Below are 26,209 nucleotides of genomic sequence, written 5' to 3'. Positions count from 1 at the left end.
ACGCCCGTGGCAGGCAGCCGGCTTCCTGGGCATGTACGCGACCAAGGATGCCGAGGCCGCCACCGGCACCCTGGACCGCCGTCCGGCTGCTCGCCGAGATCGCCCACTACGACATCCCCGAGCCCGCCCGCCGGCTCACCCGCACCTGCTGGAACCTCGGCGCCCGCCCCGAACGGGCGGAACTCCGCCTCCGTACCTGGGCCCACATGCGCGGCTTCCGGGGCCACTTCTCCACCAAGACCCGCAAGTACTCGACCACCCTCGGCGCTCTCCGCGACGCCCGAGCCGCCTGGCGTCGTGCCCAGACCCTCGAACATCTCCACGGCTCCGACGCCCCGGCCACCGACGACACCACGCTCGTCCTGGACCACTGGACCTTCGTCCCTCGGCCTCACCCGCGGCGAGGCTTGGCTCACTCAAGCCCTGCAACCCGCACCCGGCACGGAAGGAGAACCCACCCATGGCTGACGTGCTGTTGGCCCGGCCCGTCCTCTGCCGGGTATCCGACGCCGTACACGTCCTGAACCTGAGCCGGACGGTCATCCACGACCTGATCCGCATCAGGCTGAGGCCGTTCTGAAGGCGGCGGAGAAGACCGCCATTGAGGAGGGCGACCCCGTCTTCCACTCCGCTGCCGGGAAGGAGCCGGACCCGTCCCACGTCCGCCGGGCCTTCCGCTCAGCCATCGCCAAGGCCGAGGGAGTGAACGCCGGCGAATGGACACCCCGTGAGCTACGCCACAGCTTCGTGTCCCTGCTCTCGGACAGCGGCGTGCCCCTGGAGGAGATCTCCCGACTCGTCGGCCACTCCAGCACGGCTGTCACCGAGGAGGTCTACCGGAAGCAGATCCGCCCGGTGATCCAGACCGGGGCAACGGTCATGGACGGCCTGTTCGCCCAAGACTCTGAGGCTTAGTCACTCAGTTGGTCACGCACAACGCCAGAGGGCCTACCGGATTTCTCCGATAGGCCCTCTGGACTGGGTCGGGGTGGCGGGATTTGAACCCACGGCCTCTTCGTCCCGAACGAAGCGCGCTACCAAGCTGCGCCACACCCCGGTCTTTCTGTTTGTCGCTCCGTCTCCTTCGCGACGAGTAGAACTCTACCGGACGCTCGCCGAGACACGAAATCCGGTTTCGGGCGGGCGTCCGGTAGAGGTCAGCGGGGGGTGGGGGTGAGGGTGAGGAGGGTGGCCTCCGGGGGGCAGGCGAAGCGGACCGGGGTGTAGCGGTTGGTGCCGCAGCCGGCGGAGACGTGGAGGTAGGAGCGGTGGCCGCCGGCCTGGTGGGTGGAGAGGCCCTTGACCCGGCGGGTGTCGAGGTCGCAGTTGGTGACCAGGGCGCCGTAGTAGGGGATGCAGAGCTGGCCGCCGTGGGTGTGGCCGGCCAGGATCAGGGGATAGCGGTCGGCGGTGAAGGCGTCGAGGACGCGCAGGTAGGGCGCGTGGACGACGGCGAGGGAGAGGTCGGCGTCGGTGGAGGGGCCGCCGGCGACCTCGGTGTAGCGGTCACGGCGGATGTGCGGGTCGTCGAGGCCGGTGAACTCGAGGTCGAGGCCGTTGAGGGTGAGGCGGCCGCGGGTGTTGGTCAGGTCGAGCCAGCCGGCCGCGTCGAAGCCGTCGCGGAGCTTCTCCCAGGGGTTGTGGACGGCGCCGGTGATGCCGCGGTTGCCGGTGCCGTCGGGGTTGTTCATGCCGTGGACGCCGCTGCGCATGGCCTGGAGGTAGCGGGCCGGGTTCTTGCGGGCCGGGCCGTAGTAGTCGTTGGACCCGAAGACGTAGACGCCCGGGAAGTCCATGAGTGGGCCGAGCGCGTCGAGGGTGGCCGGGACGCCGAGCGGGTCGGAGAGGTTGTCGCCGGTGTTGACCACCAGGTCCGGGCGCAGGCCGGCCAGGCTCTGCAGCCAGCGCTGTTTCTTGCCCTGCCCGCTCACCATGTGGATGTCGGACACCTGCAGGATCCGCAGCGGCTTGGCGCCGTGGGGCAGGACGGGGACCTCGACCCGGCGGAGCCGGAAGGCACGCACCTCGTACCCGACGGAGTAGGCGAGGCAGGCGGCGCCGGCGGCGGCGACACCGAGGGGAACGGAGTACAGCGGTCGCATCAGCCCATGCTCTCAGACGGCGGATCAGCTGGTGAACGTCCGGGGGCCCGCTGCGGAACGGGCCCCGCTGCGGAAACGGGCCCCGCCGCGGACTCCTCGGATTCCCGCCGGGCGCGCAGGGCCCGCACCTTGTTGCGGTTGCCGCACCGCTCCATCGAGCACCAGCGCCGCCGCCCGGGCCGCGAGGCGTCGACGAAGAGCAGTCGGCAGTTGTGCCCCCCGCACTCCCGGATCCGGTCCGCGTACGGGCCGGTGAGCAGGGCGATGGCGTCCCGGGCGAGGGTGGAGACCAGCTGCGCCCCGTCGGCGGGCAGCGGGGCGGCCGCAGTGCCGTCCGGGGCGATCTGCGGGACGAGCGACGGGTGGGCGGCGGCCCGGTTGAGGGCGGCGTGGTCCTCCGGGGTGCCGGTCGTGCCGTGGGCGCGGGCGGCGGTCAGCCGCCAGAGGGCGTCGCGCAGGGTGCGGGCGGCGGCGAGCTGGTCGGCGGAGATCCGTACGGCTCCGGCGGGCAGCCGCAGCCGGGAGTGCGGGAGCCAGTCGGCGAGGTCGGACGGGCGGTGCAGGGCCTCGAAAACGGCGAGGTCGCCGGGGCCGCCGGTGGTGAGCAGTTCGAGGCAGAGGGCGCCGGGGTCGAACGGGAAGCTGGTGCCACCCGGAGTGTTGAGGACCAGGCCGGGCGCGGGGTCCGTGGCTCCGTCTCGATCGGTCATGTAACCAGGGTAAGTGGTTACACGACGCCCGGACGGTGCTCGGCGCTTAATGACAAGCGACGGAACGGCGCAGGTGGGAGACTCGTGGCCATGACGACGCTCAAGGCGCAGCTGCAGGAGGACCTCACGGCTGCCATCAAGGACCGGGACGAGCTGCGCTCGTCCACCATCCGGCTCACGCTGTCCGCCGTCACCAGTGAGGAGGTGGCGGGCAAGGAGAAGCGCGAGCTGTCCGACGCCGATGTGCTCAAGGTGATCACCCGCGAGGCGAAGAAGCGCCGCGAGGCGGCCGAGGCCTTCGAGCAGGGCGGCCGGGCCGACCAGGCCGCGCGGGAGCGCGCCGAGGGCGAGGTGCTGGCCTCCTACCTGCCCAAGCAGCTGTCGGACGAGGAGCTGGCCGCGATCGTGGCGGCCGCCGTGGCCGAGAGCGGGGCGAGCGGCCCGCAGGCGATGGGTGCCGTGATGAAGCTGGTGAAGCCGAAGGTCGACGGCCTGGCCGAGGGCGGCCGGGTGGCCGCCGCGGTGAAGGCCGCCCTGGCCTGAGCGGGGCGCACCAGCGCGCACGAAACGTAGACGCCGAAGGGGCGCCCTCCGGAAGATCCGGAGGGCGCCCCTTCGCCGTTCCTACTGGGGACAGCCGGGCGGCCGGGGGAGCAGGTCAGCCGTTGCCGCCGCCGTGCTTGCCGCCGTTCCCGTTCCCGCCGCCGATCATGCCCGGCGGGAGGGTGAACCCTCCTCCTATCACCCCACCGGCGCCGCCGTTGCCCGGCCCGGCCACCGGCGGCGCCGGGTTCGGGGCCGGCGGCTGCGGCTGGGTGTTGGGGTCGGCGGGCGGGGTGTTGCCCGGCGGGGGCGTGGCCGGCTGGGGGTCCGGGATGTTGGTGGTCTGGATGGGCTCCAGGGGCGAGCCCTTGAGCGCCTGGTTCATCGCCATCTGCCAGATCGGACCGGGGCCGTCGGCGCCGAACACCTCGTCGAAGTGCTTGCCGCCGATGTTGATGTTCTTCATCTTGACGCCGCCGGCCGGGCCGCCGAGCCAGACCGCGGTGGCCAGCGACGGGGTGTAGCCGTCGAACCAGGCGGCCTTCTTCTCGTCGGTGGTTCCGGTCTTGCCGGCGATCTTGCGGCCGTCGTCGAGGCCGAGCGCGGCCGCGGTGCCCTTCTCGGTCACGTTGAGCAGGACGGTGTTGAGCGAGTCCGCGGTCTGCTCGGAGAAGACCTGGTTGCACTGGGACTGCGGGACCTTGATGTCCTTGCCGTCGACCGTGGTGATCCTGTTGATCGCGATCGGGGTGCAGTACTTGCCGCGGGCGGCGAAGGTCGCGTAGACGTTCGCCATCGTCAGCGGGGAGAGCTCCAGGGTGCCGAGGACCATCGAGGGCACTTCCTGGAACTGGTCGCCCTTGGCGGACTGGGTGATGCCCAGCTTGTTCGCCATCTGCTTCATGGCGCAGAGGCCGACCTGCTGCTCCATCTCCACGAAGTAGGTGTTGACCGAGAGCGCCATGGCCTGCTTGAGCTCGTACGGACCGACCTCGCTGGCCGACTCGTTCTTCACCGTGGCCTTGGGCTTGTCGGTGTTCTTCCAGGTGCCGTTGCAGGTCGACATCTGGGGGTAGTCGATCTTGTTCTCGGACGGGAACTGCTGGGTGTTCGACATGCCCGCCTCCAGCGCCGCCGCGGCGAGGATCGGCTTGAAGGTCGAACCGGTCTGGAAGCCGTTGCCGCCGCCCATCGAGGCGTCGACGTTGAGGTTGACGACGGTCTGGTTCTTGTTCGGGTCCAGGCCGTACGGGCGGGTCTGGGCCATCGCCAGGATCTTGCCGGTGCCGGGCTCCATCATGGTCGCCGCGGCCGACACCTGGTCGGTCACGTTGACCTTCTTGGTGACGGCGTTCTGGGCGGCGGCCTGCTTGTCCGGGTCCAGCGTGGTGTAGATGTTCAGACCACCGGTGTCCCACAGCTTCTTGCGGTCGTCGGCGTTCTTGCCGAAGGCCGGGTCCTGCTTGACCACGTGGCGGACGTAGTCGCAGAAGAAGCCCATGCCGGCCTGGGCGGTGATGCAGCCGTTCTGCGGGTCCTTGTACTTCAGGCCCAGCGGGGCGGCCTTCGCCTCCTTCGCCTGGTCGGCGGTGATGTGCTTGTTCTCGAGCATCTTGTCGATGACGACGTTGCGGCGCTTGATCGTGTTGTCGGGATAGCGCACCGGGTCGTACTGCGACGGGTTCTGGACCAGGCCGGCGAGGGTGGCGGCCTCGGCGATGGTCAGGTCCTTGTTGCTCTTGCTGAAGTAGCGCTGGGACGCGGCCTCGACCCCGTAGGCCTGGTGGCCGTAGAAGGTGATGTTGAGGTAGTTGGTGAGGATCTGGTCCTTGGTCAGGTCCTCCTCCAACTTGATCGCGACCTTGAGCTCCTGGATCTTGCGGCCCAGGGTCTTGCGCTGGGCCTCCAGGACGGCGGCCTGGTCGTCGCCGGCCTTCTCCACGTTGACGTTCTTCACGTACTGCTGGGTCAGGGTGGAGGCGCCCTGGGCGGCGGTGCCGCTCTCCGCGTTCTTGCCGACGGCGCGCAGGACGCCCTTGAGGTCGACGGCGCCGTGCTCGTAGAAGCGGGCGTCCTCGATGTCGACCTGGGCGTGCCGCATGTACGGCGACATCTGGTCGGCGGTCAGCACGGTGCGGTCGCGCTCGTAGACCTTCGCGATCAGGCCGCCCTTGGCGTCGAAGATCTGGGTGGCCTGGGTGAGCGGCGGGGTCTTGAAGTCGTCGGGGATGTTCTGGAAGCTCTCCGCCGTGTCCTTGGCGGTCAGCCCCATGGCGCCGACGGCCGGCAGGGCGAGGCCTGCCAGCAGGACTCCGGAGAGCACGCTGACGCCCAGGAACTTCACGCCGTTGCCGACGTGGTCCATCGGTGATCCGCTGCTCCTGCGGCGCGGAGCTCCGGGGTTGCCTGGGGGCTGGTATGCCGGTGGGCGCTTCGGTGCCATGGGGAGAACCCTACGTCCCCGAATCCCGCACATCGGGGCAGGTGTTCGCCTACGCTTGTCACAAGCTTGCGACAGCTTCGGTGCGTCAACATCATTCACTCTTGTGAGTGGGGAGACTTGCCCGAATTGCCCGATATTGCACGGGTTTTGAGGCGGCTGAGGCCTGCCGTGTTCAAGTGAACGGTTGCACTCCGTGACGGCTTCTGTGGCGAGAGTGGAGACCTCGCGCCTGGCAAGGGCCACGACCTGCGATCACTCCAACGAGTGAGATGACAGATACCCATAGTCCGATCGGGTCATTCGAGATTGAGCCCGAAGGGGCTGTTGCAAGCTGTCCATCTTCCGTAACGTCCTCAACTGGCAACGGTGAATATGCCGTTGCCGCCGTGGGGGAGCCTCGAATCATCGGGAGAGGACGGCGCCGGCATGGGCTGGGTTGACGACTGGAGTGCGCAGGCCGCCTGCCGCACGAGTGATCCGGACGAACTGTTCGTCCAGGGGGCGGCACAGAACCGGGCGAAGGCGGTGTGCAGCGGTTGCCCCGTCCGTACGGAGTGCCTCGCGGACGCGCTGGACAACCGGGTGGAGTTCGGCGTGTGGGGCGGGATGACGGAGCGCGAGCGCCGGGCGCTGCTGCGCCGCCGCCCGACGGTCATCTCGTGGCGCAGGCTGCTGGAGACGGCCCGTACCGAGTACGAGGAGTCCCTCGCGACCGGCGTGATACTGACGGACTACGCCCAGGCGGGCTGAACCCGGGCTGAATGCCGGCGGCGGTACGCCGGCCGTGCCGGTTGCGTCGACCGTGCCGGTGGCATCGGCCTCGCCGGCCACGCGGGCCGCGTCGCCCGAGCCGGTCCCCCCGGGCCGGCGCTCACGCCGAGCCGCTGAGCCGCTCCCCGATGGCCCGCAGCCCGTCCAGGTCGTGCACGTCGCCCGGCAGCGCGGCCACCTCCACGATCGGCACGTCGGGATACACCGAGACGAAGCGGTCCCGGGTGCGCCGCTCGCGCCCCATGATCTGCATCCGCTCGGCGTGCAGCCGCAGCAACCCGGCCGCGAGCAGCTCCGCCTCGGGCGAGGAGTGCTCCGAGCCGTTCTCCTCCAGGGCCTCGGCGGCCGCCAGCGCCCGCTCCGCGGTGAGCTGCGGAGCGCCAGTGCTGTGCACCCGGTTGAGCACCAGCCCGGCCAGCGGCATCCGGTCCGCAGCGAGCCGGTCCACGAAGTACGCCGCCTCGCGCAGCGCGTCCCGCTCCGGCGCCGCCACCACCAGGAACGCCGTGCCCGGTGCCTTGAGCAACTGGTAGGTGCGGTCGGCGCGCTCGCGGAAGCCGCCGAACATCGAGTCCATCGCGCTGACGAAGGTCTGCACGTCGGTGAGCAGCTGGGCGCCGAAGATCTTGCCCAGGGTGCCGGTGAGCAGGCCCATCCCGGCGTTGAGGAACCTCATCGCGCTGCGGCCGCCGACCTTGGCCGGCGCGGTCAGGATCCGGATCACCCGGCCGTCCAGGAAGGACCCGAGCCGGTTGGGCGCGTCCAGGAAGTCCAGCGCCGAGCGGGACGGCGGGGTGTCCACCACGATCAGGTCCCACTCCTCGGCGGCGCGCAGCTGCCCGAGCTTCTCCATCGCCATGTACTCCTGCGTGCCCGCGAAGCCGGCCGACAGGGACTGGTAGAACGGGTTGTCCATGATCGCCCTGGCCCGTTCGGGCTCGGAGTGGGCCAGCACGACCTCGTCGAAGGTCCGCTTCATGTCGAGCATCATGGCCTGGAGCTCCCCGTCGCCGGTGACGCCCTTGACCACCCGGGGAGTGTTGTCCAGCTCGGTCAGGCCCATCGACTGGGCCAGCCGCCGGGCCGGGTCGATGGTCAGCACCACGACCTTGCGGCCGCGCTCGGCGGCCCGCAGGCCGATCGCCGCGGCGGTGGTGGTCTTGCCGACGCCGCCGGAGCCGCAGCAGACGATGATCCTGGTTTTCGGGTCGTCGAGCAGCGCGTCCACCGCGAGCCGACTGCCGGTGCCCCGCACGCCGTCCGACGTCGCGCCGCCGGCCGTCGTCGTACCGCCGTTCGTCGTGCCGCCGTTCGTCGGAGTCACGCCGCCCCCTGCCGCTTCAGTTCGCCCGCCAGCCGGTACAGCCCGCCGAGGTCCACGCCCTCGCCCAGCAGCGGCAGTTCGTACGTCGGGAGTCGCAGCTGCTGCAGGTCGGCGCGCTGCTCGCGCTCCAGCTCGACCCGCTCGGCGTGCTCCCTGGCCTGCTCCAGCAGCGGGTCGAGCAGCGGCTCCACCGCCGCCCGGACCGTCTCCGCCTTCCGCGAGCGGCCGCCCAGCCCGGCCTCGCCGAGGGCCAGCGCCACCTCCTCGCGGTGGTCCCCGTCCACCGCGGCTACCGCCGCCGCGTCCAGCACCGGTGGCCGGACCATGTTGACCATCACCCCGCCCACCGGGAGCTTCGCCTCGCGCAGCTCCGCGATGCCGTCGACCGTCTCCTGCACCGGCATCTCCTCCAGCAGGGTGACCAGGTGCACGGCGGTCTCCGGCGACCGCAGCACCCGCATCACGGCCTGCGCCTGGGTGTGTATCGGGCCGATCCGGGCCAGTCCGGCGACCTCGGAGTTGACGTTCAGGAACCGGGTGATCCGCCCGGTCGGCGGGGCGTCCATCACCACCGCGTCGTACCGGCGCCGCCCGTCCGGGCCCTTGCGGCGGGCCGCCTCGCAGGCCTTGCCGGTGAGCAGCACGTCCCGCACGCCGGGGGCGACGGTGGTGGCGAAGTCGACGAAGCCGACCTTCTGCAGCGCCTTGCCGGCCCGGCCGAGCTTGTAGAACATCTCCAGGTACTCGAGCAGCGCCTGCTCGGTGTCGATCGCCAGCGCGAGGACCTCGCCGGCGTGTGCCCCGCCCGCGGGCGCCTCCCCGGCCGGCAGTCCCAGCTGGGGGCGGGAGACCGAGGCGATCCGGCGCTCCTCGTACGGGAGCGCGGCGATCCCGAACAGCTCGGCGATGCCCTGCCGACCCTCGACCTCGATCAGCAGCACCCGTCCGCCGTCGGCGGCCAGGGCCAGGGCCAGCGCGGCGGCCAGCGTGGTCTTCCCGGTGCCGCCCTTGCCGCTGACCACGTGCAGCCGGACCCCCTCCCAGTCGGGGTCGCGCCGGGCCGCCTGGCCGGGAGTGCGTGCCACGCTGCGTCTCCGTCCGTCTCCATCCCTACGGGTGTCCCCTCCCGCGAGGCGCCCCTGCCGGGGGTGCCCGCGCGCGGACGGGGTGCCCCTCCATGAGGGTGCCCTCTCGCGAGGGTAACCAGGGAGCGCTCCCGATGCCCGGAGCACCTGGGGTGCCAGGGCTGAATCATGCCCCCTTTGTGCCCCACCTCACACGCCGGTCGGCGGGCGGCGGCGATCGCCGGGACGGCTCGTCTAGAGTCTGGCCATGACCAAGTGGGAATACATGACGGCACCCCTGCTCGTGCACGCCACCAAGCAGATCCTGGACAACTTCGGCGAGGACGGCTGGGAGCTCGTCCAGGTCGTGCCGGGCCCGAACCCGGAGCAGCTGGTGGCCTACTTCAAGCGGGAGAAGAACGCATGAGCCAGGTCGAGTCGAAGCTCGCGGAGCTGGGTCTGACCCTGCCGCCGGTGGCCGCCCCGGTCGCCGCGTACGTGCCGGCCGTGCAGTCCGGTGAGTTCGTGTTCACCTCCGGCCAGCTGCCGGTCGTCGGCGGCAAGCTGCCGAGCACCGGCAAGGTCGGCGCCGAGGTGTCCGCGGAGGAGGCCAAGGAGCTCGCGCGGACCTGTGCGCTGAACGCCCTGGCCGCCGTGAAGTCCGTGATCGGCGACCTGGACCGGATCGAGCGCGTCGTGAAGGTCGTCGGCTTCGTCGCCTCCGCCCCCGACTTCACCGGCCAGCCCGCCGTGATCAACGGCGCCAGCGAGCTGCTCGGCCAGGTGCTGGGCGAGGCCGGTGTGCACGCCCGCAGCGCGGTCGGCGTCGCGGTGCTGCCGCTGGACGCCCCGGTCGAGGTCGAGATCCAGGTGCGCGTCAAGAACGCTTGAGCGTGATCGCGGAGGCGGGGTTGGGCCTGTCCAACCCCGCCTCCGTGCGCTTAGCATCCGGGCATGGACCATCGAGCAACGACGCTCCCGATGCCGCCCGGCTGGCCCGCCCGGATCCGGGCGGTCGACTCCGGCCTGCTCACCCCGGCGGTGCCCAGGCCCGCCGCGACGGTCGTGCTGCTGCGCGACTGCGCCGACGGGCCGGAGGCCTACCTGCTGCGCCGGCGCACCTCGATGGCCTTCGCGGCCGGGATGTACGCCTACCCGGGCGGCGGGGTGGACCCGCGCGACGCCGAGGTCGAGCCGGGCTGGGCCGGGCCCCCGCCCGAGGAGTGGGCGCGCCGGCTCGGGGTGGACGCCCGGACGGCCCGGGCGGTGGTGTGCGCGGCCGTGCGCGAGACCTTCGAGGAGGCCGGCGTGCTGCTGGCCGGCCCCGACGCGGAGAGCGTCGCCGAGCCGCGCGACTGGTCCGCGGAGCGGGCCGCGCTGGAGGCACACGAGCTGTCCTTCGCCGAGTTCCTGCGGGACAACGGCCTGGTACTGCGCAGCGACCTGCTGGGCGGCTGGGCCCGTTGGATCACCCCGGAGTTCGAGGAGCGGCGCTACGACACCTGGTTCTTCGTCGCCGCCCTGCCCGCCGGTCAGCGCGCGGCGCTCGAGGTCGGCGAGGCCGACCGGGTCGCCTGGCTGACCCCGACCGAGGCGGTCCGGGGTTACCGGGAAGGCCGGTTCGGCATGCTGCCGCCGACCGTGACGGTGCTGCGCGAGCTGACGCCGGTCCGGACCGCCGCCGAGGCGCTGGCAGCGGCCGCCGGGCGGACGCTGGAGCCGGTGCTGGGCCGGGCCGAGGTCCGCGGCGACCGGATGACGGTCCGCTGGCCCGGGTACGACGAGCTGACCATCGACGGGGAGTTCCCGGAGGACTCCTGACCGGAGGCGCCTGACCTCGGGGTACCTGACCTCGGGGCACCTGACCTCGGGGCACCTGAGTTGGGGGTACCGCGTCGTGGACACCCGACCCGACGCCTGCCCCGCGATTCCTGACCACCACTGAAGAGATGCCGATCAGACGATCAGAAAGGACCGACGACCGATGAACCACAACGACGTGGCTCGCCGGACGGCCCCCGAGCTGCCCGCCCGCCGACTGATCCCCCGTTCCCCGGCCTGCGAGAGCCAGGTCCCGTTCGTCGAGGTCGCCCAGCGCGCCCTCGTCCGGGTCCTGCCGCTGCGGGCCCTGCATCGCGACGGCGGAGGCGGCCGGTGAACGAGCGGAGCGGGCGAACCACCGAGAGGTGCGCGTTGCGCGCAGCGCCCACCGAGCGCAGCGAGGCGGGCGCATGAGTGGACTCCTGCCTGGTGACCCCGCCGCCGTGGTCGGCGGCGAGGCCACCCCACGGGCGCTGTGCGTGCTGGCGCCGAACCCGTCGCCGATGACGCTGGACGGCACCAACACCTGGCTGCTCTCCGAGCCGGGCTCGGACCTCGCGGTGGTGATCGACCCGGGCCCGCTGCACGAGGGCCACCTGCGCCGGGTGGTCGACCTCGCCGAGGAGCGCGGCAAGCGGATCGCGCTCACCCTGCTGACCCACGGCCACGCCGACCACTCCGAGGGCGCGACCCGCTTCGCGGAGCTGACCGGCACCGAGGTGCGGGCCCTGGACCCGGCGCACCGGCTGGGCTCCGAGGGCCTGGTCGGCGGCCAGCGCCTGGACGTCGGCGGCCTCGACCTGCGGGTGGTCGCCACTCCCGGCCACACCTCGGACTCGCTGACCTTCCACCTGCCGGACGACGGCGCGGTCCTCACCGGGGACACCGTGCTCGGCCGCGGCACCACGATGGTCGCCCACCCCGACGGCCGGCTCGGCGACTACCTGGACTCGCTGCGCCGCCTCCACACGATGGCCTCCGCGCACGGCGTCCGTACGGTGCTGCCCGGCCACGGCCCGGTGCTCGCGGACGCGCTCGGCGCCGTCGACTACTACCTGGCCCACCGGGCCACCCGGCTCGCCCAGGTGGAGACCGCGGTCGAGGCGGGCTGCCGGACGGCCGCCGACGTGGTCGCCAGGGTCTACGCCGACGTGGACCGGGCGCTCTGGCCGGCCGCCGAGCTGTCGGTGCGCGCCCAGTTGGAGTACCTGGAGGAGCACGGGCTGATCCCGGACCAGGACTGAGCCGGAAACGCGGAAGGGCCCGTCCGTCCGGACGGGCCCTTCGCGGTACTGCTCTTCGCGGTACTGCTCTTCGCGGTGCTCGGAGCGTCAGCGTCGAAGCGTCAGCGCGAGCGGCGCGACAGCCGCTCGACGTCCAGCAGGACCACCGCGCGCGCCTCCAGCTTCAGCCAGCCGCGGCCGGCGAAGTCGGCCAGCGCCTTGTTGACCGTCTCGCGGGAGGCGCCGACCAGCTGGGCCAGCTCCTCCTGGGTGAGGTCATGGGCGACGTGGATGCCCTCCTCGGACTGCACGCCGAAGCGGCGGGAAAGGTCCAGCAGGGCCTTGGCGACGCGGCCGGGCACGTCGGAGAAGACCAGGTCGGACATCACGTCATTGGTCCGGCGCAGTCGGCGGGCGATGGCCCGCAGCAGCGCGATGGAGACCTCGGGGCGGGCGTGCAGCCAGGGCTGCAGGTCGCCGTGGCCGAGGCCGAGCAGCTTGACCTCGGTCAGCGCGCTGGCGGTGGCGGTGCGCGGGCCCGGGTCGAACAGCGACAGCTCGCCGATCATCTCGCTGGGGCCGAGCACGGCCAGCATGTTCTCGCGGCCGTCCGGCGAGGCGCGGTGCAGCTTCACCTTGCCCTCGGCGACGACGTACAGCCGGTCGCCCGGGTCGCCCTCGTGGAACAGCGACTCACCACGGGCGAGGGTGACCTCGGTCATGGAAGCGCGCAGCTCGCCGGCCTGTTCGTCGTCGAGTGCCGCGAAGAGTGCGGCGCGCCGCAGAACGTCGTCCACGTGCTTCCTCCTTCTCGGCCGTCCGGCGGGTGGGCCGTCCGGCGCAAGTTCCGTTCAGTGTTCTGCATCACCAAGCATGGCGCATGTCGCTCCGATCATATGAGGAGGGGGTGTGTCCGGGGGTGCGGTGCGGGGCCATTCGTACCGGCGGGTCACGGGGTGGGGCGCCCGGCGGGCGCCGGCCTATCGAACGCCGGTTCGCCGGGATCGAACAGGGAGTCGCCCACCGCCGTACGGGCGGAGAGGACGGCGTGCCCGGCCCGGTGGGCGCTGGTCAGGCCCGCCGCGCGCAGGGCGGTGAGGTGCTGGGAGACGGCGGCCGGGGACAGCCCGGTCCGGCGGGCCAGCTCGGTGGTCGAGGCCGGGGAGTCCAGCTCGGCCAGCAGCCGGGCCCGGGACCGGCCGAGGACGGCGGCCAGCGCGTCGGTGCGCGCCGCCGGGTCCGGCCGCTCCTCCCACAGCGCGGCCGTGCCGCGCGCCGGGTAGATCAGCTGCGGCGGGTCCGGCGGCAGTACCCGGGTGAGCACCCGGGGCCAGGCGAAGGCCGAGGGGAGGAGCAGCAGCCCGGCTCCGGCGGTCAGCCGGGTGACGGCGCAGTGCCGTTGCTCCAGCCGCAGCGCGGCGCCGTCCCAGCGGACCGTCCCGTGCAGTTCGTTCAGCATCCGCGCGGTGCCGTGCTCGGCGGCCTGTCGGGAGCGGTGGAAGACGTCCGCCGCCAGTAGCGCCCGGATCCGGGCCCAGTACGGGGCGAGCGCGAGTTCCCAGTACGCCTCGATCTCGGCCGCCAGCCTGGGCAGCTGGCCGGCCGGGTCGCGGTGCAGCGGTGCCAGCGCGGCGGGCAGCCGGCCGCCGGCCTCGGCGGCCAGGACGTCGAGGTCGGCCCGGACCTGCTCGGCGCCGGTCGCGGTGATCGCGGCCAGCTCCTCGGCGAGCGTGGTCGAGCAACCCGCCGGGGCGGGGTTGAGGAAGTCGGGCAGGTGGCCGTCGGGCGGGACCATCGCCGCCAGCCGGCCCCGGTCCAGCCCGGTGGCGGCCAGCCGGGCCCGCACCTGCCCGGCCCAGCGGCGGTGCAGCGCGGGCGCGGGGGAGTGGGCGAGCGCGCGCAGGCTGGTCACCACCTCCTGCATCGGGCTGACGGCGAACCGGGTCAGTGCCAAGTCCTGGGTGGAGAACTGGAGTTCCGTCCGCATCCGCGGGCCCCCTTCGGAAGATTCGGCCCCAGCTTAATCACTGGTGGCGGGCCCGGGCCGGGGCGCAGGATGCCCGCGTCCCCACCGATCCGTACGAAAGCCGGTGACCCGATATGTCCATCACCCCCGAGGCCCGCGAGCGGGCGCTGCGGCTGCGCCAGCTCGTCGCGGAGGGCCTGCTCATCCTGCCCAACGCCTGGGACGCGGGCAGCGCCGCGGTGATCGCCTCGGCCGGCGCCCGGGCGATCGCCACCACCAGCGGCGGCGTCTCCTGGTCGCTGGGCCACGGCGACGGCCAGCGGATGGACCGTGCGGCGGCGGTCGAGGCGGCCCGCCGGGTGGTCGCCGCGGTGGACCTGCCGGTCACCGTCGACGCCGAGGGCGGGTACGGGCCGCTGCCCGCCGACGTGGCCGCGACCGTCACCGAACTGGTCGGCGCCGGCGCGGCCGGGGTCAACCTGGAGGACTCGACGGCCGTCGGCGGGCCGCTGTTCCCGGTGGCCGAGCAGGCCGAGCGGCTGCGCGCGGCCCGCACCGCGGCAGCGGCGGCCGGACTGCCCGAGCTGCTGGTCAACGCCCGTACCGATGTGTTCCTGTTCGGACTGGGCGGGCTCGAGGACGTGCTGGTCCGGGCCGAGGCCTACGCCGCGGCGGGCGCCGACGGCCTGTTCGTCCCCGGGCTGCTGGACCTCGACGCCCTCACCGAACTGTGCCGGCGCTCCCCGCTGCCGGTGAACGCGATGGCCGGGGCGGGCGGGCCGACCGTCACCGAACTCGCCGCCACCGGGGTGCGGCGGATCAGCGTCGGCACCGGCCTCGCCCAGGCCGCGTACACCACGGCCCACCGGGCCGCCGTCGAGCTGCTCGGCGCCGGGACGCTGACGGAGCTCGACGGGGCGCTCGGCTTCGGGGAGTTGAACGGGCTGTACTAGCTAGTCGAACGGACTGTACTGACTTGCGTCAGTCGGTGAAGCCCAGCTCGGCGAGGCTCTGCTCGATCCGGGCGTGGTGGGCGGCCTCCCAGTCGTCCAGGGTCTCGGCGGCCTCCTTGGCCAGCTTCGCCCGGGCCGCCGCCAGGGCCCGCGCCCGTTCGGCGGCCGGCACCACCACGACGCCCTCCTCGTCGGCCACCACGATGTCGCCGGCCGCCACCAGCACGCCGCCGCAGCGCACCGGGGCGCCGTGGGTGCCCAGCTGCTTCTTCGCTCCGGGGATCGGGATGACGCCCCGGGCGACCACCGGGAAGCCCATTTCGCGCACCTCGCCGAGGTCCCGGATCAGGCCGTCGGCCACGAAGGCGGCGACGCCCCGGCGCTGCGCCACGGCGCAGACATTGCCACCGGCCAGCGCGTAGTCCAGGTCGCCGGACTCCACCACGATCACCGAGCCGGGCTCGGCCCGGTAGATCGCCGCGTGCAGCATCAGGTTGTCGCCGGGCGGGCACTGCACGGTGAAGGCCGGTCCGGCCACCCGGGGCATGCCCGTCCACAGCGGGCGCAGGCCGATGTCCATGACCTGGGCGCGGCCCAGGACGTCGGCCAGGGTGGTGGTGGGAATGTCCGCGAAGTCCTTGAAGTCCCCGTCCATGCTTCCTCTTTCCTCCGATGGTCAGACCGTCGGAAGACTAGGGCGTGGGTGGACGGGGGTTCCGGGACTCCGACGTTCCTCAGTGTTTTACATATAAATTATCCGCTAATCTTTCTCCATGGCCACAATCGCCCAGTTCCGGCAGGCACTCCGGGTCGGCCCGCCAGGGGACATCTGGCACAAGCCCGCGCTCAGCGCCGTGGTGACCCTCGGCGTCCTCGACCTCACCCTGCTCGCCCTCGGCCGGCTCGACCTCGCGCTCTACACCTCGGCCGGCGGACTCGGCGCCCTGTACGGGCACGGCCTGCCCTACCGGGCCCGGGCCCGGACCCTGGCCGGCGTGCTGCTCGGCACCGTGCTCAGCACCGCCGCCGCCCTCACCGCCGCCGCGCTGACCCGTGACCCGGTGGTGCTGGTCGTGGTGGCCGCCGTGCTCGCCGCGCTGCACAGGCTGTGCTGCGACGCCGCCCGGATCGGCCCGCCCGGCAGTCTGATCATCACCTTCACGACCGCCACCTGCGCCTTCGTTCCCCAGCACCCCGCCGATCTGCCGCCGCACCTGGCGCTCACCGTGCTCGGCGCCGCACTGGCCTGGCTGGTCGGCATGGCCCCCGCGTTGCTGCGCCCGTACGGGCCCGAGCGGATCGCCACCGCCCGCGCGCTGGAGGCCGCCGCCCGGCTGGTCCGCACCGCGCCCGGCACCCCCGACGCGGCCGCCCGGACCGCCCTGGTCGGCGCGGTCGACGCGGCCCGGCAGAGCCTCGTGCTCTCCTCCCCGGCCCGGTGGCGCGCCCTCGGCGACGCGCCCGAGCGGCTGCTCCTGCGCGCGGAGTCGGCCCTGGCCGCACCCGTCGACCCGGCCGACGACGCCGGTGCCGCCGCCGATGCCGGTGCTGTCGCTGGCGCCGATGCCGCCGGTGCTGCCGATGCCGCCGCCGAGCGGTACTCGGCCTGGGCCCGCGAGCTGCGCCGGGGCCGTCCGCTGCCGCTGCTCGACCTCACCGAGGCGGAGGCCGCCGAGCTGAGCACCCACCGCCCCGACTCCCGGCCGGCGCCGCGTCGGACGATGCGTCAGGCGCTGCGCCCCGGCTCCACGCTGCTGCCGATCGGCCTGCGGGTCGCGGTCGGCTGCGCCGCCGCCGGATGGCTCTCGCTGGCCTTCGGCGTCGGCCGACCGTACTGGGCGGTGGTCACCGCGGCCTCGGTGTTCCAGGCCAACAGCACGCTCTCCTGGCAGCGCGCGCTGCAGCGGGTGCTGGGCAACCTGATCGGCCTGGTGCTGTTCACCGCCGTGCTGCCCGTCGCGCACTCCGGCTCGGTGGCGCTGATCGCACTGGGGCTGCTGTGCCAGTTCGGCGCGGAGGCGACGATCGCCCGCAGCTACTGGCTGGCCACCGTGTTCGTCACCCCGATGGCACTGCTGATGACCGAGTTCGCGGGCCCCCAGCCCGCCCGGACCCTGGCCGCCGACCGCTGGCTGGACACCTGCGTGGGCGCGCTCACCGGCCTCGCCGCCTGCCTGCTGGTCACCAACCGCCGCACCGCCGCCCGGCTGTCCCGCGCCCTGGCCGGCGCCGAGACCGCAACCCGGGAGGCCCGGGCCGCCATCGCGGCCGTCGAGACCGTCGGGGCCGTTGCGACCTCCGGGGCCAGCGCGGCCGTCGGGGTCGTCCGGCCCACCGACTCCGAAGCCGTGGCCGCCCGCACCGGACTGGCCAGCGCCCTGCTGGAACTGCGCGAGGCCGCCGACACCGCCACCGGCGAGTGGCGCCGCCCCGCCCTCCCGCACCAGCGCGCCGCCGACACCGAGCAGCACGCCCACCAGTTGCTGGCCGCCCTGCTGGAGCGGCGCGGCGCCGGAGTGCGCACCGTCGGGCCCTAGGATCGACGGACGGCCGGTGGTCGGCCGCAGAACGGGAGCAGCGCACGTGGAGGACGTCGTCGCAGGTGTGCTGCGCCAGTGGGAGCGCGCCTACCCGGGCCTGGACACCGGCCCGATCGCCGTCCTCGGCCGGATCAACCGCTGCGCCGCGCTGCTCCAGCAGACGCCCGACCCGCTCACCCGGGCCGGCCTCACCCGCGCCGAGTTCGACATCCTCGGTGCCCTGCGCCGGGTCGACGTCGAGCTGACGCCCACCCAGCTGGCCCGCGAGAGCTTCGCCTCCGGCGCCGCCGTGACCAAGCGCCTGCGGCTGCTGGAGGAGCGCGGGCTGGTCAGCCGCCGCACCGACGACCGTGACCGCCGGGTCGCCCACCTCTCACTCACCGACGCCGGCCGAGAACTGGTCGACGGCCTGATCCAGGAACTCGTCGCCTACGACCGTGCCCTGCTCTCCGGCCTCACCCCCGACGAACAGGACCGCCTCGCCGAGGCCCTGGCCGGCCTGCTCAACACCCTCGAGGGCACCATCGGCCGCCCCCTGCGGTGAACGCGGTGCATCCGGTGAACGCCCTCCGGCCGGACCCGGTCATGTCCTCGGCCAACAGGCCCTGATCACCCGTTCTCCCCCCAGCCGGACCGCTCCCCTTTGCGCAACAGCCGCCCCGGCAGGCCCTTTTCCCTCCTTGATCGGCCCCAAGCGGTCCGCCGCTCGGCGTAGCCTTCGTGCATGGCAGAGAGCAAGGCCCGGAAGACCGCGACCAAGCCGGCCGCGGAGCACGCCGAGAAGCAGGCCGTGAAGTCGGCCGTGAAGTCGGCCGTGAAGCCTGACGTGAAGCAGGCGGCGAAGCCGGCGGTGAAGCCGAGGAAGCCGGAGTCGCACCTGGCGATGGTGCGACGGGCCCGGCGGATCAACCGCGAGCTGGCGGAGCTGTACCCGTACGCGCACCCGGAGCTGGACTTCGAGAACCCGTTCCAGCTGCTGGTCGCCACCGTGTTGTCGGCGCAGACCACCGACCTGCGGGTGAACCAGACCACCCCGGCCCTGTTCGCGAAGTACCCGACGCCCGAGGACATGGCGGCGGCGAACCCGGAGGAGCTGGAGGAGATCATCCGTCCGACCGGCTTCTTCCGGAACAAGGCGAAGTCGCTGATCGGCCTCTCCACGGCACTGCGCGACGAGTTCGGCGGCGAGGTCCCCGGCCGGCTGGCCGACCTGGTGACCCTGCCCGGGGTCGGCCGCAAGACCGCCAACGTCGTGCTCGGCAACGCCTTCGGCGTCCCCGGCATCACCGTGGACACCCACTTCGGGCGGCTGGCCCGGCGGTTCGGCTGGACCACCGAAGAGGACCCGGTGAAGGTCGAGCTGGCCGTCGCCGAGATCTTCCCGAAGTCGGAGTGGACGATGCTCTCGCACCGGGTGGTCTTCCACGGCCGCCGGATCTGCCACTCCCAGAGGCCCGCCTGCGGGGCCTGCCCGATCGCGCCGCTCTGCCCCGCTTACGGGGAGGGCGAGCTGGACCCGGAGAAGGCCCGCAAGCTGCTCAAGTACGAGATGGGCGGCCATCCCGGCCAGCGGCTGAAGCCACCGGCGGACTTCCCCGGCGAGGCGGCCGCCCGCGCCGACGCCGCCGCCCACCACGGGCAGGTCGCGGACCTGGCGGTGGACGCGTGACCGCCGGACTCATCGAGCGGAGCGGCCTGCCGGGCTGGCTGGAGCCGGTCCGGGACGCGGCCGAGCGGGTGCTGCCGGAGCAGCTGAGCCGTTTCCTGCCGCCGCGCGAGGGCGGCCGGGCGGCAGCCGTGCTGATGCTGTTCGGCGAGGGCCCGGACGGGCCGGACCTGCTGCTGATCGAGCGCGCCCGCTCGCTGCGCTCGCACGCCGGCCAGCCGTCCTTCCCGGGCGGCTCGCTGGACCCGGAGGACGGCGACCCGGACGGCCCCGGCCCGATCGCGGCGGCGCTGCGCGAGGCCTGGGAGGAGACCGGCCTGGACCCGGCCGGGGTGCAGGTCTTCGCCGCGCTGCCCCGGCTGTACATCCCGGTGAGCAGCTTCGTGGTGACCCCGGTGCTGGGCTGGTGGCGCGAGGAGTCGCCGGTGCGCCCGGTGGACCAGGGCGAGACCGGCGCGGTGTTCCGGGTCACGATCGCCGACCTGGCCGACCCGGCGAACCGGGTCCGGCTGCGGCACCCGTCCGGGCACATCGGACCGGCCTTCGCGGTCGCCGGGCGGCTGGTCTGGGGATTCACCGCCGGGGTGATCGACCGGGTGCTGCACCACAGCGGGCTGGAGCTGCCCTGGGACCCGTCCCGGATCGTCGACCTCTCGGACGACGCGCTCGCGCTCGTCCAGGGTGACCTCGAACACTCCCGTGCCCTGCCGGGCGGCGACGCCGACCGCTCGTGACGGTCCGTCGGCGCGGCAGGGGCGCGAAGCGTGGGAGGGTGTCGGAGTGAACGTCCTGGATGTGCTGCTGATCCTCGCCGCCGTCGGATTCGCCATTTCGGGCTACCGGCAGGGCTTCGTGGTGGGCGTCCTGTCACTCGTCGGCTTCCTCGGCGGCGGTCTGCTGGCCGTCCAGCTGCTGCCGCTGCTGCTCGACCACCTCAGCCCCGGCACCACGGCCTCGGTGGTGGCCGTCGTGGTGGTGATCGTCTGCGCCGCGATCGGGCAGGCGATCACCGCGCACTTCGGCTGGAAGCTGCGCGGCCACATCGACCGCCGTCCGGCCCGGCTGCTGGACGCGTCCGGCGGCGCGGTGGTCAACGTGATCTCGATGCTGCTGGTGGCCTGGCTGATCGGCTCCGCGCTGGCCGGAACGTCCCTGCCGACGGTCTCCAAGCAGGTCCGGTCCTCGGCGATCCTCGGCGGCGTCCAGGACGCGCTGCCCAGCGACGCGCCGAACTGGTTCTCCGACTTCTCCAAGGTGCTCGCCCGCAACGGCTTCCCGCAGGTCTTCAACCCCTTCGAGCACGAGCCGATCACCCAGGTCGACACCCCCGATCCGGCGCTGGCCAACAGCCCGGCGGTGGCCAAGGCCCGGCAGAGCCTGGTCAAGGTGGTCGGCACCGCGCCCTCCTGCGGCAAGACCCTGGAGGGCAGCGGCTTCGTCTTCGCCCCGCACCGGGTGATGACAAACGCCCACGTGGTCGGCGGCGTCGACGAGCCGACCGTGCAGATCGGCGGCGTCGGCCAGCTCTACGACGCCACGGTGGTCCGCTACGACTGGCAGCGCGACATCGCCGTCCTGGACGTGCCCAAACTGAACGCGCCCCCGCTGACCTTCGCGGGCGAGGCGAGGACCAACGACAGCGCGATCGTCGCGGGCTTCCCCGAGAACGGTGCCTTCAACGTCCAGCCCGCCCGCATCCGCGGCCGGATCCAGGCCAACGGCCCGGACATCTACCACCGCGGCCAGGTGGTGCGCGACGTCTACTCGGTGCGTTCGCTGGTCCGCCAAGGCAACAGCGGCGGTCCGCTGCTCACCCCGGACGGCCAGGTGTACGGCGTGGTGTTCGCCAAGTCCCTGGACAGTGCCGACACCGGGTACGTGCTGACCTCGGCCGAGGTGCGCGAGGACGCGACGGCGGGCGGCAGCGCGACCACCAGGGTGGACACCGAGGGCTGCGCGCTCTGACGGTCCGACCGTCGTCCCGCCCCGCGATCCGCCGGTGCGGGATCCGTCGATCCGTCAGTCCTCCCTGGTAGCCTCGGCCGCGCTCACCCGTTCGGCTCAACCGGGTTGCCGTCCCGGAGTGAGTCAACGGGAGGTCGTGGCAGTCCGATGATGGGTCATTCACACGCGGTGAGCGGGGCGATGCTGTACGCGGCCTCGGCCCCGTTCCTGCCTCCGCTGCTGCTGCACACCACGCTGCAGCCGGCGGACATACTGATGGGCACGGTGCTGTGCGCGGGCGCGGCGCTGCTGCCGGACCTCGACCACCACGACGGTTCGATCGCAAATTTCCTCGGACCGGTGTCCAAGGCACTCTGCCGCTTCGTGGCCTGGGCCTCCGGTGGGCACCGGCACGCCACGCACTCGCTGCTGTTCGTCGCGCTGATGGGCGGCGGCACCTGGGCCGGCGTCACCTTCCTGGGCCGCTACTTCACCCTTTCGGTGACCTTCTTCCTGCTGGCCCTGGCGATCCGCGCACTGCGGCTCTGCCCGCCGAGCAACGGCCCCGAGGCATGGATCACCGTCATCGGCCTGGCCGCGCTCGGCACCTTCGGGATGAACACCTGGATGCCCAACGCGCCCGGCTGGCTGCCGTACGCGGTCGGACTGGGCACGCTGGCGCACCTGCTGGGCGACTGCCTGACCAAGAAGGGCGCGCCGCTGCTGTGGCCGCACAAGGAGCGCTACGAGATCGTGCTGATCAAGCGCAGCGGCAACAACGTCGAGACCAAGGTGCTGGTGCCGATCATGTCGGTGGCGACCTTCGTCCTGCTCTGGTTCACCGCGCTGTCGCCGACGATCGTGAACTGACCTGCTGGCGACCGACTGGCTGACGCCTGCCGGCCCGGCGACCGACTGGCTGACGCCTGCCGGCCCGGCGACCGACTGGCTGACGCCTGCCGGCCCGGCGACCGACTGGCTGACGCCTGCCGGAGCGGCCGGCTGTAGCCCGCGGCCGGCTGTCGTCCGGTCCGCTGAAGCGGCGCGAGGCCTCAGGTCTCGCGCCGCAGTCGTGCGCCCACCCACCGGGCGCGCCGGCCCAGGATGCGCCGGATGCCCATCTGCCGTTGCGCCCCGCGCTGACGGCGGTCGAGGCTCTCGAAGCCGAGGTCATCGGCCCGGTCCGGGCGGTGTGCGGAGCGCTGGGGACTGCTGTGGCGTCGGCCGCGCGGAGCGTCGTCGCGATCGGGCATCCAGGTCATACCGGAATGGATGCCCCTGGGCCGGTGGGAGTAACCGCACGGGTTCACCGGAACTGGCCTATGCGATTGTCATATGAGCGCGACATCAAGGGAGTTGGGCCGCCAGCCCATTTCCCGATTGCCCCCCGCCGTTCCCTCCGGTCGTCAGTCCTTGTGGCGGCCGACCCAGTCCAGCAGCTCAGCGGTGAACTCCTCCGGCGCCTCCTCGTGCGGGAAGTGCCCCACCCCCGGCATCAGCCGCCAGCGGTACGGTGCCGCCACGTACTCGCCGCCGCCCAGCGCGGTGTGCGACAGCAGCACCGGGTCCGAGGCGCCCTGGACGTGCAGGGTCGGCGCGGTGATCGGCTTCTTCATCCGCCGGGCGAACTGGATGCCGTCCGGGCGCGCCATCGAGCGCAGCAACCAGCGGTACGGCTCGATCGAGCAGTGCGCGGTGCTGGGGATCTGGATCGCCTGCCGGTACGCGTGCACCGCCACCTCGTCCAGCTTGTTCGGCCCGGTCCACTCGTCCAGGTAGCGGCCGACCAGCGCGGCGTCGTCGGCGACCAGGCGGCGTTCCGGTATCCACGGCCGCTGGAAGCCCAGCACGTGGTCGAAGGCGGCCAGCTGCTTGCGGTCCGTCAGCAGCGCCCGGCGCAGGTCCCGGGGGTGCGCCGCGGAGACCACGGTGAGGCTCTGGATCACCGACGGGCGCATCACCGCCGCAACCCAGGCCAGGGTGCCGCCGGAGGCGTGCCCGACCAGGTGCGCCCGGCGCTCGCCGAGCGAGCGGATCACACCGGTGATGTCCAGGGCGAGGTTGCCCGGGTCGTAACCGCGCGGGGTGCGGTCGCTGCCGCCGATGCCCCGGAGGTCGAGCGCCACGGCGCGGTAGCCGGCCTCGGCGAGCGCCGTCAGCTGGTGGCGCCACGCCCACCAGTACTCGGGCCAGCCGTGCACCAACAACACCAGCGGGCCGGAGCCCAGCTCGGTGATGTGGAAGCGGGCGCCGTTGGCCGCGAGGTCGCGGTGCACCCAGGGGCCGGGCTGCCGGATGCTCCAGGCCTCGGCCGTACCGCCGCCGTGCCGTTCGGCACCGGGAACCGCCTGGGCGGGCTGGGCGGGTTGGACGGGCTGGGCGGGCTGGACGGGCGCCGGGCCGGGGTTCGGGCCGGGGTCCTGTTCGGACTCGTGTCCGGGGGCCAGCTCGGGGCCGGAATCGGGGCCGGAGTCCGGGCCGGAATCGGCGGACGGCTGCGCGGTCACGGGCTTCTGGTCAAGCGGCATACCGAGAGCGTGTCACATCCGGGAGCCGGACACGTGCCCGGCACTCGTTGTCGGCGGGTCCAGGGCCCCTCTCGCGGTTACGGGATGCGGCCCAGGCCCCGGTCGATCTCCTCCTGGGTGGCCGGGCGAGGCCGGGCGTTCTTCAGCACCTCGGCGGTCTTCTGGGCACCCTCGATGGCGCGGTGCGGCGGCTCGATCTTCTTGAACGTGCGGCGGGACACCACGAACAGCAGCACCCCGAGCACCCAGTAGGCGGCCGCGACGATGAGGAAGGACCAGCCGAGCGAAAGCCCCAGCGCGTGGATGCCGAAGGCCACGGCGGCGCTCAACATGGGGATGGAGAACAGGAACACCACAGCGGCGACCCCGATCGAGACCCCGCCGGTGAGACCGCGCTTGACGTCCTTGCGGATCTCGGCCTTGGCGAGCGCGATCTCGTCGTGGACCAGGGCGGACAGATCGGCGGTGGCCGCCGCGAACAGCTGCCCCACCGAACGCTCGCCCTCGTAGGGCGCCCGGCCGTTGCTGGACGGGTCTGCGGCTCCTGCGGGCATCAGCGGTTCTCCTCTGCGGCTGCTGCGGCGTGACGCCGTCGCGGTGTGCGGTTTCCCGGGCCGGTGGGGGGTCCGGAGGCGTCAGTGGTTTGTCGACAGCTCAGAATCATGCCCCTACCGGTCAGTCGGACACCACTCCGGGGCCCCGCCGGAGGGACGTGTCCTGGCTTCGGAAGGCCTGCGGGAGGCCGGTGGGAAGGCTTGCGGGAGACCCGCGGAAGCCCTGCGGGAGGCCGGTGGGAAGGCCTGCGAGAGGACTGCGAGAGGACTGCGGGAACCTCCCGGCGGGGTCTCAGCGGTCGGTTCCGGGCTCCTCGCCGAGCCCGTCGCCGGGCAGGCGTCGGGCCGGTGCGGGGGCCGGCGCCGGGTCGGCGGTCCGGGCCCGCCAGGCCGGGTCGTCCTGCTGGCGGCCGTCCTGGACGCCGTTGTCGCCGTCGCCGCCGTCGTCGCCGTCCAGGTCCCGGTCCTCCTCGTCGCACAGTGCGCGGTAGTGCCGGTTGCGCAGTTTGAGCAGCACGGTGGCGACGATCGCGCAGAGCAGCGAGCCGACCAGGACGGCCGTCTTGGAGCGGTCGGCGAGCGCCAGGTCGTGCGGGAAGGCCAGCTCGCTGATCAGCAGCGAGACGGTGAAGCCGATCCCGGCGAGCACCGAGACGGCGAACAGGTCGGCCCACTTGAGCTGCGGGTTCAGTTCGGCCCGGGTGAACCGGGCGGCCAGCCAGGTGCCGCCGAACACGCCCACCGTCTTGCCGACCAGCAGACCGATCACGACGCCGAGCGGTGTGGCCTGGGTGAACACCTCGCGCAGCGCCGGGACGGAGATCGTCACCCCGGCCGCGAACAGCGCGAACACCGGGACGGCCAGCCCGGCCGAGAGCGGGCGGACCAGGTGCTCGATGTGCTCGCCGGGGGAGTGCTTCTCGTCGCCCTCCCGGTGGCAGCGCAGCATCAGACCCATCGCGACGCCCGCCACGGTGGCGTGGACGCCGCTCTCGTGCATCAGCGCCCAGACCACGACGGCCAGCGGCACGAACAGGTACCAGCCCTTCACCCCGCGCCGGTGCAGGAACCAGAACAGCACCAGGCCGGCGAAGGCCAGGCCGAGCGCCCAGAACTTGATCCCGGAGCTGTAGAAGATCGCGATGATCAGGATCGCGATCAGATCGTCGACCACGGCCAGGGTGAGCAGGAAGGCGCGCAGCGGCGAGGGCAGGTGGCTGCCGACCACGGCCAGCACACCGAGCGCGAAGGCGATGTCGGTGGCGGTCGGGATGGCCCAGCCGCCGGGGTGGCCGCCGCTGCCGGAGTTGACCAGGGCGAACAGGATCGCGGGCATGGCGACGCCGCAGACGGCGGCGACCACTGGCAGCAGCGCGGCGCTCGGAGTGCGCAGCTCGCCCGCGACGAACTCGCGCTTGAGCTCGATGCCGGCCACGAAGAAGAAGATCGTCAGCAGGCCGTCCTTGGCCCAGACGGCCAGCGTGAGGTCGAGGTGGAGCGGGGCGGACGGGCCGATCCGGTAGTCGAGCACGCTCTCGTACGCGTGCGGCCAGACGTTCGCCCAGATCAGCGCGACCACGGCGGCGGCCAGCAGCAGCACACCGCCGACCGTCTCGGTGCGCAGGGCGTCGGTGATGAAGGTGCGCTCGGGCAGTGACAGCCGGCCGAGGAACTGCCGGCGGCGGGTCGTCGGCTCGTGGACGGGCGGCTGGTCGGTCACGCGGGACCTCCTCGGGGCTGGGAGCGGCAACGGTTGCACGGATGGTGCAGTTGCCGACCAGACTTCCCGGCGCGCCCTGTGACGCCCGCGAATCCTGCTTAAGGATCTTGATGCGTCCTTAACAGTCTAGCGGGACGTTCAGGTGACATCCGGATTGTCCTGTTAAAGGACTTAAGCCCTACGGGCCGGTTCTGCACTCCGGAGTAGCAGCGGACCCGCCGGTATCCGGCTGTGTCTTCGCGGGCCTTCGCAGGCCTTCGCGGGCCAGCTCCTGGATCGGGTGCGCCGGGTCGAGGTAGCTCCCGGTGTCCCAGCCGTTGGCGACGCAGGCGGCCAG

General features: G+C 72.8%; 27 protein-coding genes, 1 tRNA gene and 2 pseudogenes. 16 read left to right on the top strand and 14 right to left on the bottom strand.

The genetic code is table 11. The features are described 5' to 3' along the window. Window positions 1–16: 16 nt before the first annotated feature. Window positions 17–468, top strand: a pseudogene (locus ACWCYO_RS24780) (replication initiator); the annotation flags it as partial. A gap of 135 nt (window positions 469–603) precedes the next feature. Further along, a pseudogene (locus ACWCYO_RS24775) lies at window positions 604–915 on the top strand (tyrosine-type recombinase/integrase); the annotation flags it as partial. A gap of 68 nt (window positions 916–983) precedes the next feature. Here ACWCYO_RS24775 and ACWCYO_RS24770 read toward each other — a convergent pair. From ACWCYO_RS24770 to ACWCYO_RS24760, 3 genes are all read right to left on the bottom strand, one after another. Continuing rightward, window positions 984–1,057: transfer RNA gene (locus tag ACWCYO_RS24770), tRNA-Pro, on the bottom strand. Window positions 1,058–1,157: 100 nt separating this feature from the next. Then, complete coding sequence (locus ACWCYO_RS24765; protein ID WP_449785417.1) at window positions 1,158–2,102, bottom strand: metallophosphoesterase; 945 nt, start codon at window positions 2,100–2,102, stop codon at window positions 1,158–1,160. After that, the gene (locus ACWCYO_RS24760) at window positions 2,102–2,812 is read right to left on the bottom strand and encodes a CGNR zinc finger domain-containing protein (protein WP_449785416.1); all 711 of its coding nucleotides are present in this window, start codon (window positions 2,810–2,812) and stop codon (window positions 2,102–2,104) included. Before ACWCYO_RS24760 ends, ACWCYO_RS24765 begins: the two co-directional genes overlap by 1 nt. 90 nt (window positions 2,813–2,902) lie before the next feature. On the opposite strand from ACWCYO_RS24760, the gene ACWCYO_RS24755 reads away from it, so the two are divergent. Beyond that, window positions 2,903–3,355, top strand: a complete 453-nt coding sequence (locus ACWCYO_RS24755) for a GatB/YqeY domain-containing protein (RefSeq protein WP_270146002.1) — start codon at window positions 2,903–2,905, stop codon at window positions 3,353–3,355. A gap of 115 nt (window positions 3,356–3,470) precedes the next feature. Here the strand turns inward: ACWCYO_RS24755 and ACWCYO_RS24750 are convergent, their stop codons facing one another. Beyond that, window positions 3,471–5,720, bottom strand: coding sequence for a transglycosylase domain-containing protein (locus ACWCYO_RS24750; protein ID WP_270146003.1), 2,250 nt, complete (start codon window positions 5,718–5,720; stop codon window positions 3,471–3,473). Window positions 5,721–6,224: 504 nt separating this feature from the next. Between ACWCYO_RS24750 and ACWCYO_RS24745 the strand changes: the two genes are divergently transcribed. Further along, on the top strand, window positions 6,225–6,548 hold the full coding sequence (locus tag ACWCYO_RS24745; protein WP_030240986.1) for a WhiB family transcriptional regulator: 324 nt from the start codon (window positions 6,225–6,227) through the stop codon (window positions 6,546–6,548). Window positions 6,549–6,669: 121 nt separating this feature from the next. Here ACWCYO_RS24745 and ACWCYO_RS24740 read toward each other — a convergent pair whose 3' ends face one another. Together ACWCYO_RS24740 and ACWCYO_RS24735 are read right to left on the bottom strand one after the other, a co-directional pair. Continuing rightward, window positions 6,670–7,893: an ArsA family ATPase gene (locus ACWCYO_RS24740; RefSeq protein ID WP_449785415.1), complete on the bottom strand. Its 1,224-nt coding sequence runs from the start codon at window positions 7,891–7,893 to the stop codon at window positions 6,670–6,672. Continuing rightward, window positions 7,890–8,978: an ArsA-related P-loop ATPase gene (locus tag ACWCYO_RS24735; RefSeq protein WP_270146006.1), complete on the bottom strand. Its 1,089-nt coding sequence runs from the start codon at window positions 8,976–8,978 to the stop codon at window positions 7,890–7,892. The genes ACWCYO_RS24740 and ACWCYO_RS24735 overlap by 4 nt, the downstream gene beginning before the upstream one ends. A gap of 247 nt (window positions 8,979–9,225) precedes the next feature. Between ACWCYO_RS24735 and ACWCYO_RS24730 the strand changes: the two genes are divergently transcribed. The 5 genes from ACWCYO_RS24730 to ACWCYO_RS24710 all read left to right on the top strand — a co-directional run bounded on the left by ACWCYO_RS24730 (window position 9,226) and on the right by ACWCYO_RS24710 (window position 12,022). Beyond that, complete coding sequence (locus ACWCYO_RS24730; protein ID WP_094743074.1) at window positions 9,226–9,384, top strand: DUF4177 domain-containing protein; 159 nt, start codon at window positions 9,226–9,228, stop codon at window positions 9,382–9,384. Next, window positions 9,381–9,848: a RidA family protein gene (locus ACWCYO_RS24725; protein WP_270146008.1), complete on the top strand. Its 468-nt coding sequence runs from the start codon at window positions 9,381–9,383 to the stop codon at window positions 9,846–9,848. The genes ACWCYO_RS24730 and ACWCYO_RS24725 overlap by 4 nt, the downstream gene beginning before the upstream one ends. Before the next feature lie 63 nt (window positions 9,849–9,911). Next, a complete protein-coding gene (locus ACWCYO_RS24720; RefSeq protein WP_270146010.1) occupies window positions 9,912–10,778 on the top strand; it encodes an NUDIX hydrolase in 867 nt (288 codons plus the stop codon). 163 nt (window positions 10,779–10,941) lie between these two features. Further along, window positions 10,942–11,115, top strand: coding sequence for a hypothetical protein (locus ACWCYO_RS24715; RefSeq protein WP_270146012.1), 174 nt, complete (start codon window positions 10,942–10,944; stop codon window positions 11,113–11,115). Between the two features lie 73 nt (window positions 11,116–11,188). Continuing rightward, a complete protein-coding gene (locus ACWCYO_RS24710; protein ID WP_449785414.1) occupies window positions 11,189–12,022 on the top strand; it encodes an MBL fold metallo-hydrolase in 834 nt (277 codons plus the stop codon). 101 nt (window positions 12,023–12,123) lie between these two features. On the opposite strand, the gene ACWCYO_RS24705 is transcribed toward ACWCYO_RS24710, so the two are convergent. Together ACWCYO_RS24705 and ACWCYO_RS24700 are read right to left on the bottom strand one after the other, a co-directional pair. After that, entirely contained in the window at window positions 12,124–12,798 is a 675-nt protein-coding gene (locus tag ACWCYO_RS24705; protein WP_030288117.1) for a Crp/Fnr family transcriptional regulator, read from the bottom strand. Between the two features lie 152 nt (window positions 12,799–12,950). Then, on the bottom strand, window positions 12,951–13,988 hold the full coding sequence (locus ACWCYO_RS24700) for an ArsR/SmtB family transcription factor (RefSeq protein WP_449785413.1): 1,038 nt from the start codon (window positions 13,986–13,988) through the stop codon (window positions 12,951–12,953). A gap of 113 nt (window positions 13,989–14,101) precedes the next feature. On the opposite strand from ACWCYO_RS24700, the gene ACWCYO_RS24695 reads away from it, so the two are divergent. Continuing rightward, complete coding sequence (locus tag ACWCYO_RS24695; protein ID WP_449785412.1) at window positions 14,102–14,920, top strand: isocitrate lyase/PEP mutase family protein; 819 nt, start codon at window positions 14,102–14,104, stop codon at window positions 14,918–14,920. A gap of 28 nt (window positions 14,921–14,948) precedes the next feature. On the opposite strand, the gene ACWCYO_RS24690 is transcribed toward ACWCYO_RS24695, so the two are convergent. Next, complete coding sequence (locus ACWCYO_RS24690; RefSeq protein WP_449785411.1) at window positions 14,949–15,575, bottom strand: RraA family protein; 627 nt, start codon at window positions 15,573–15,575, stop codon at window positions 14,949–14,951. 118 nt (window positions 15,576–15,693) lie between these two features. On the opposite strand from ACWCYO_RS24690, the gene ACWCYO_RS24685 reads away from it, so the two are divergent. From ACWCYO_RS24685 to ACWCYO_RS24660, 6 genes are all read left to right on the top strand, one after another. Then, entirely contained in the window at window positions 15,694–17,457 is a 1,764-nt protein-coding gene (locus ACWCYO_RS24685; protein ID WP_449785410.1) for an FUSC family protein, read from the top strand. A 46-nt stretch (window positions 17,458–17,503) separates the two neighbouring features. Then, window positions 17,504–18,004, top strand: coding sequence for a MarR family winged helix-turn-helix transcriptional regulator (locus tag ACWCYO_RS24680; RefSeq protein WP_405000686.1), 501 nt, complete (start codon window positions 17,504–17,506; stop codon window positions 18,002–18,004). Window positions 18,005–18,184: 180 nt separating this feature from the next. After that, window positions 18,185–19,129, top strand: a complete 945-nt coding sequence (gene nth / locus ACWCYO_RS24675) for an endonuclease III (protein WP_449785409.1) — start codon at window positions 18,185–18,187, stop codon at window positions 19,127–19,129. Beyond that, window positions 19,126–19,860, top strand: coding sequence for an NUDIX hydrolase (locus ACWCYO_RS24670; RefSeq protein ID WP_270146025.1), 735 nt, complete (start codon window positions 19,126–19,128; stop codon window positions 19,858–19,860). The genes nth and ACWCYO_RS24670 overlap by 4 nt, the downstream gene beginning before the upstream one ends. Before the next feature lie 46 nt (window positions 19,861–19,906). After that, entirely contained in the window at window positions 19,907–21,091 is a 1,185-nt protein-coding gene (locus ACWCYO_RS24665; RefSeq protein WP_449785408.1) for a MarP family serine protease, read from the top strand. Between the two features lie 147 nt (window positions 21,092–21,238). Then, window positions 21,239–21,940: a metal-dependent hydrolase gene (locus tag ACWCYO_RS24660; RefSeq protein ID WP_270146029.1), complete on the top strand. Its 702-nt coding sequence runs from the start codon at window positions 21,239–21,241 to the stop codon at window positions 21,938–21,940. A 182-nt stretch (window positions 21,941–22,122) separates the two neighbouring features. Here ACWCYO_RS24660 and ACWCYO_RS24655 read toward each other — a convergent pair whose 3' ends face one another. The 5 genes from ACWCYO_RS24655 to ACWCYO_RS24635 form a co-directional block, all read right to left on the bottom strand. Then, the gene (locus ACWCYO_RS24655; protein ID WP_270146031.1) at window positions 22,123–22,332 is read right to left on the bottom strand and encodes a hypothetical protein; all 210 of its coding nucleotides are present in this window, start codon (window positions 22,330–22,332) and stop codon (window positions 22,123–22,125) included. 144 nt (window positions 22,333–22,476) lie between these two features. Then, on the bottom strand, window positions 22,477–23,598 hold the full coding sequence (locus ACWCYO_RS24650; protein WP_449785407.1) for an alpha/beta fold hydrolase: 1,122 nt from the start codon (window positions 23,596–23,598) through the stop codon (window positions 22,477–22,479). 77 nt (window positions 23,599–23,675) lie between these two features. Then, window positions 23,676–24,152 (bottom strand): phage holin family protein, encoded by a 477-nt coding sequence (locus ACWCYO_RS24645; RefSeq protein ID WP_449785406.1) that lies wholly within the window; start codon window positions 24,150–24,152, stop codon window positions 23,676–23,678. A gap of 292 nt (window positions 24,153–24,444) precedes the next feature. Then, window positions 24,445–25,872: a Na+/H+ antiporter NhaA gene (nhaA, locus tag ACWCYO_RS24640; protein WP_270146037.1), complete on the bottom strand. Its 1,428-nt coding sequence runs from the start codon at window positions 25,870–25,872 to the stop codon at window positions 24,445–24,447. A 178-nt stretch (window positions 25,873–26,050) separates the two neighbouring features. Further along, on the bottom strand, window positions 26,051–26,209 hold the full coding sequence (locus ACWCYO_RS24635) for a hypothetical protein (RefSeq protein ID WP_449785439.1): 159 nt from the start codon (window positions 26,207–26,209) through the stop codon (window positions 26,051–26,053).

The organism is Kitasatospora sp. NPDC001683, from assembly GCF_053596495.1.
This window is presented reverse-complemented; position numbering and strand designations above follow the sequence as displayed.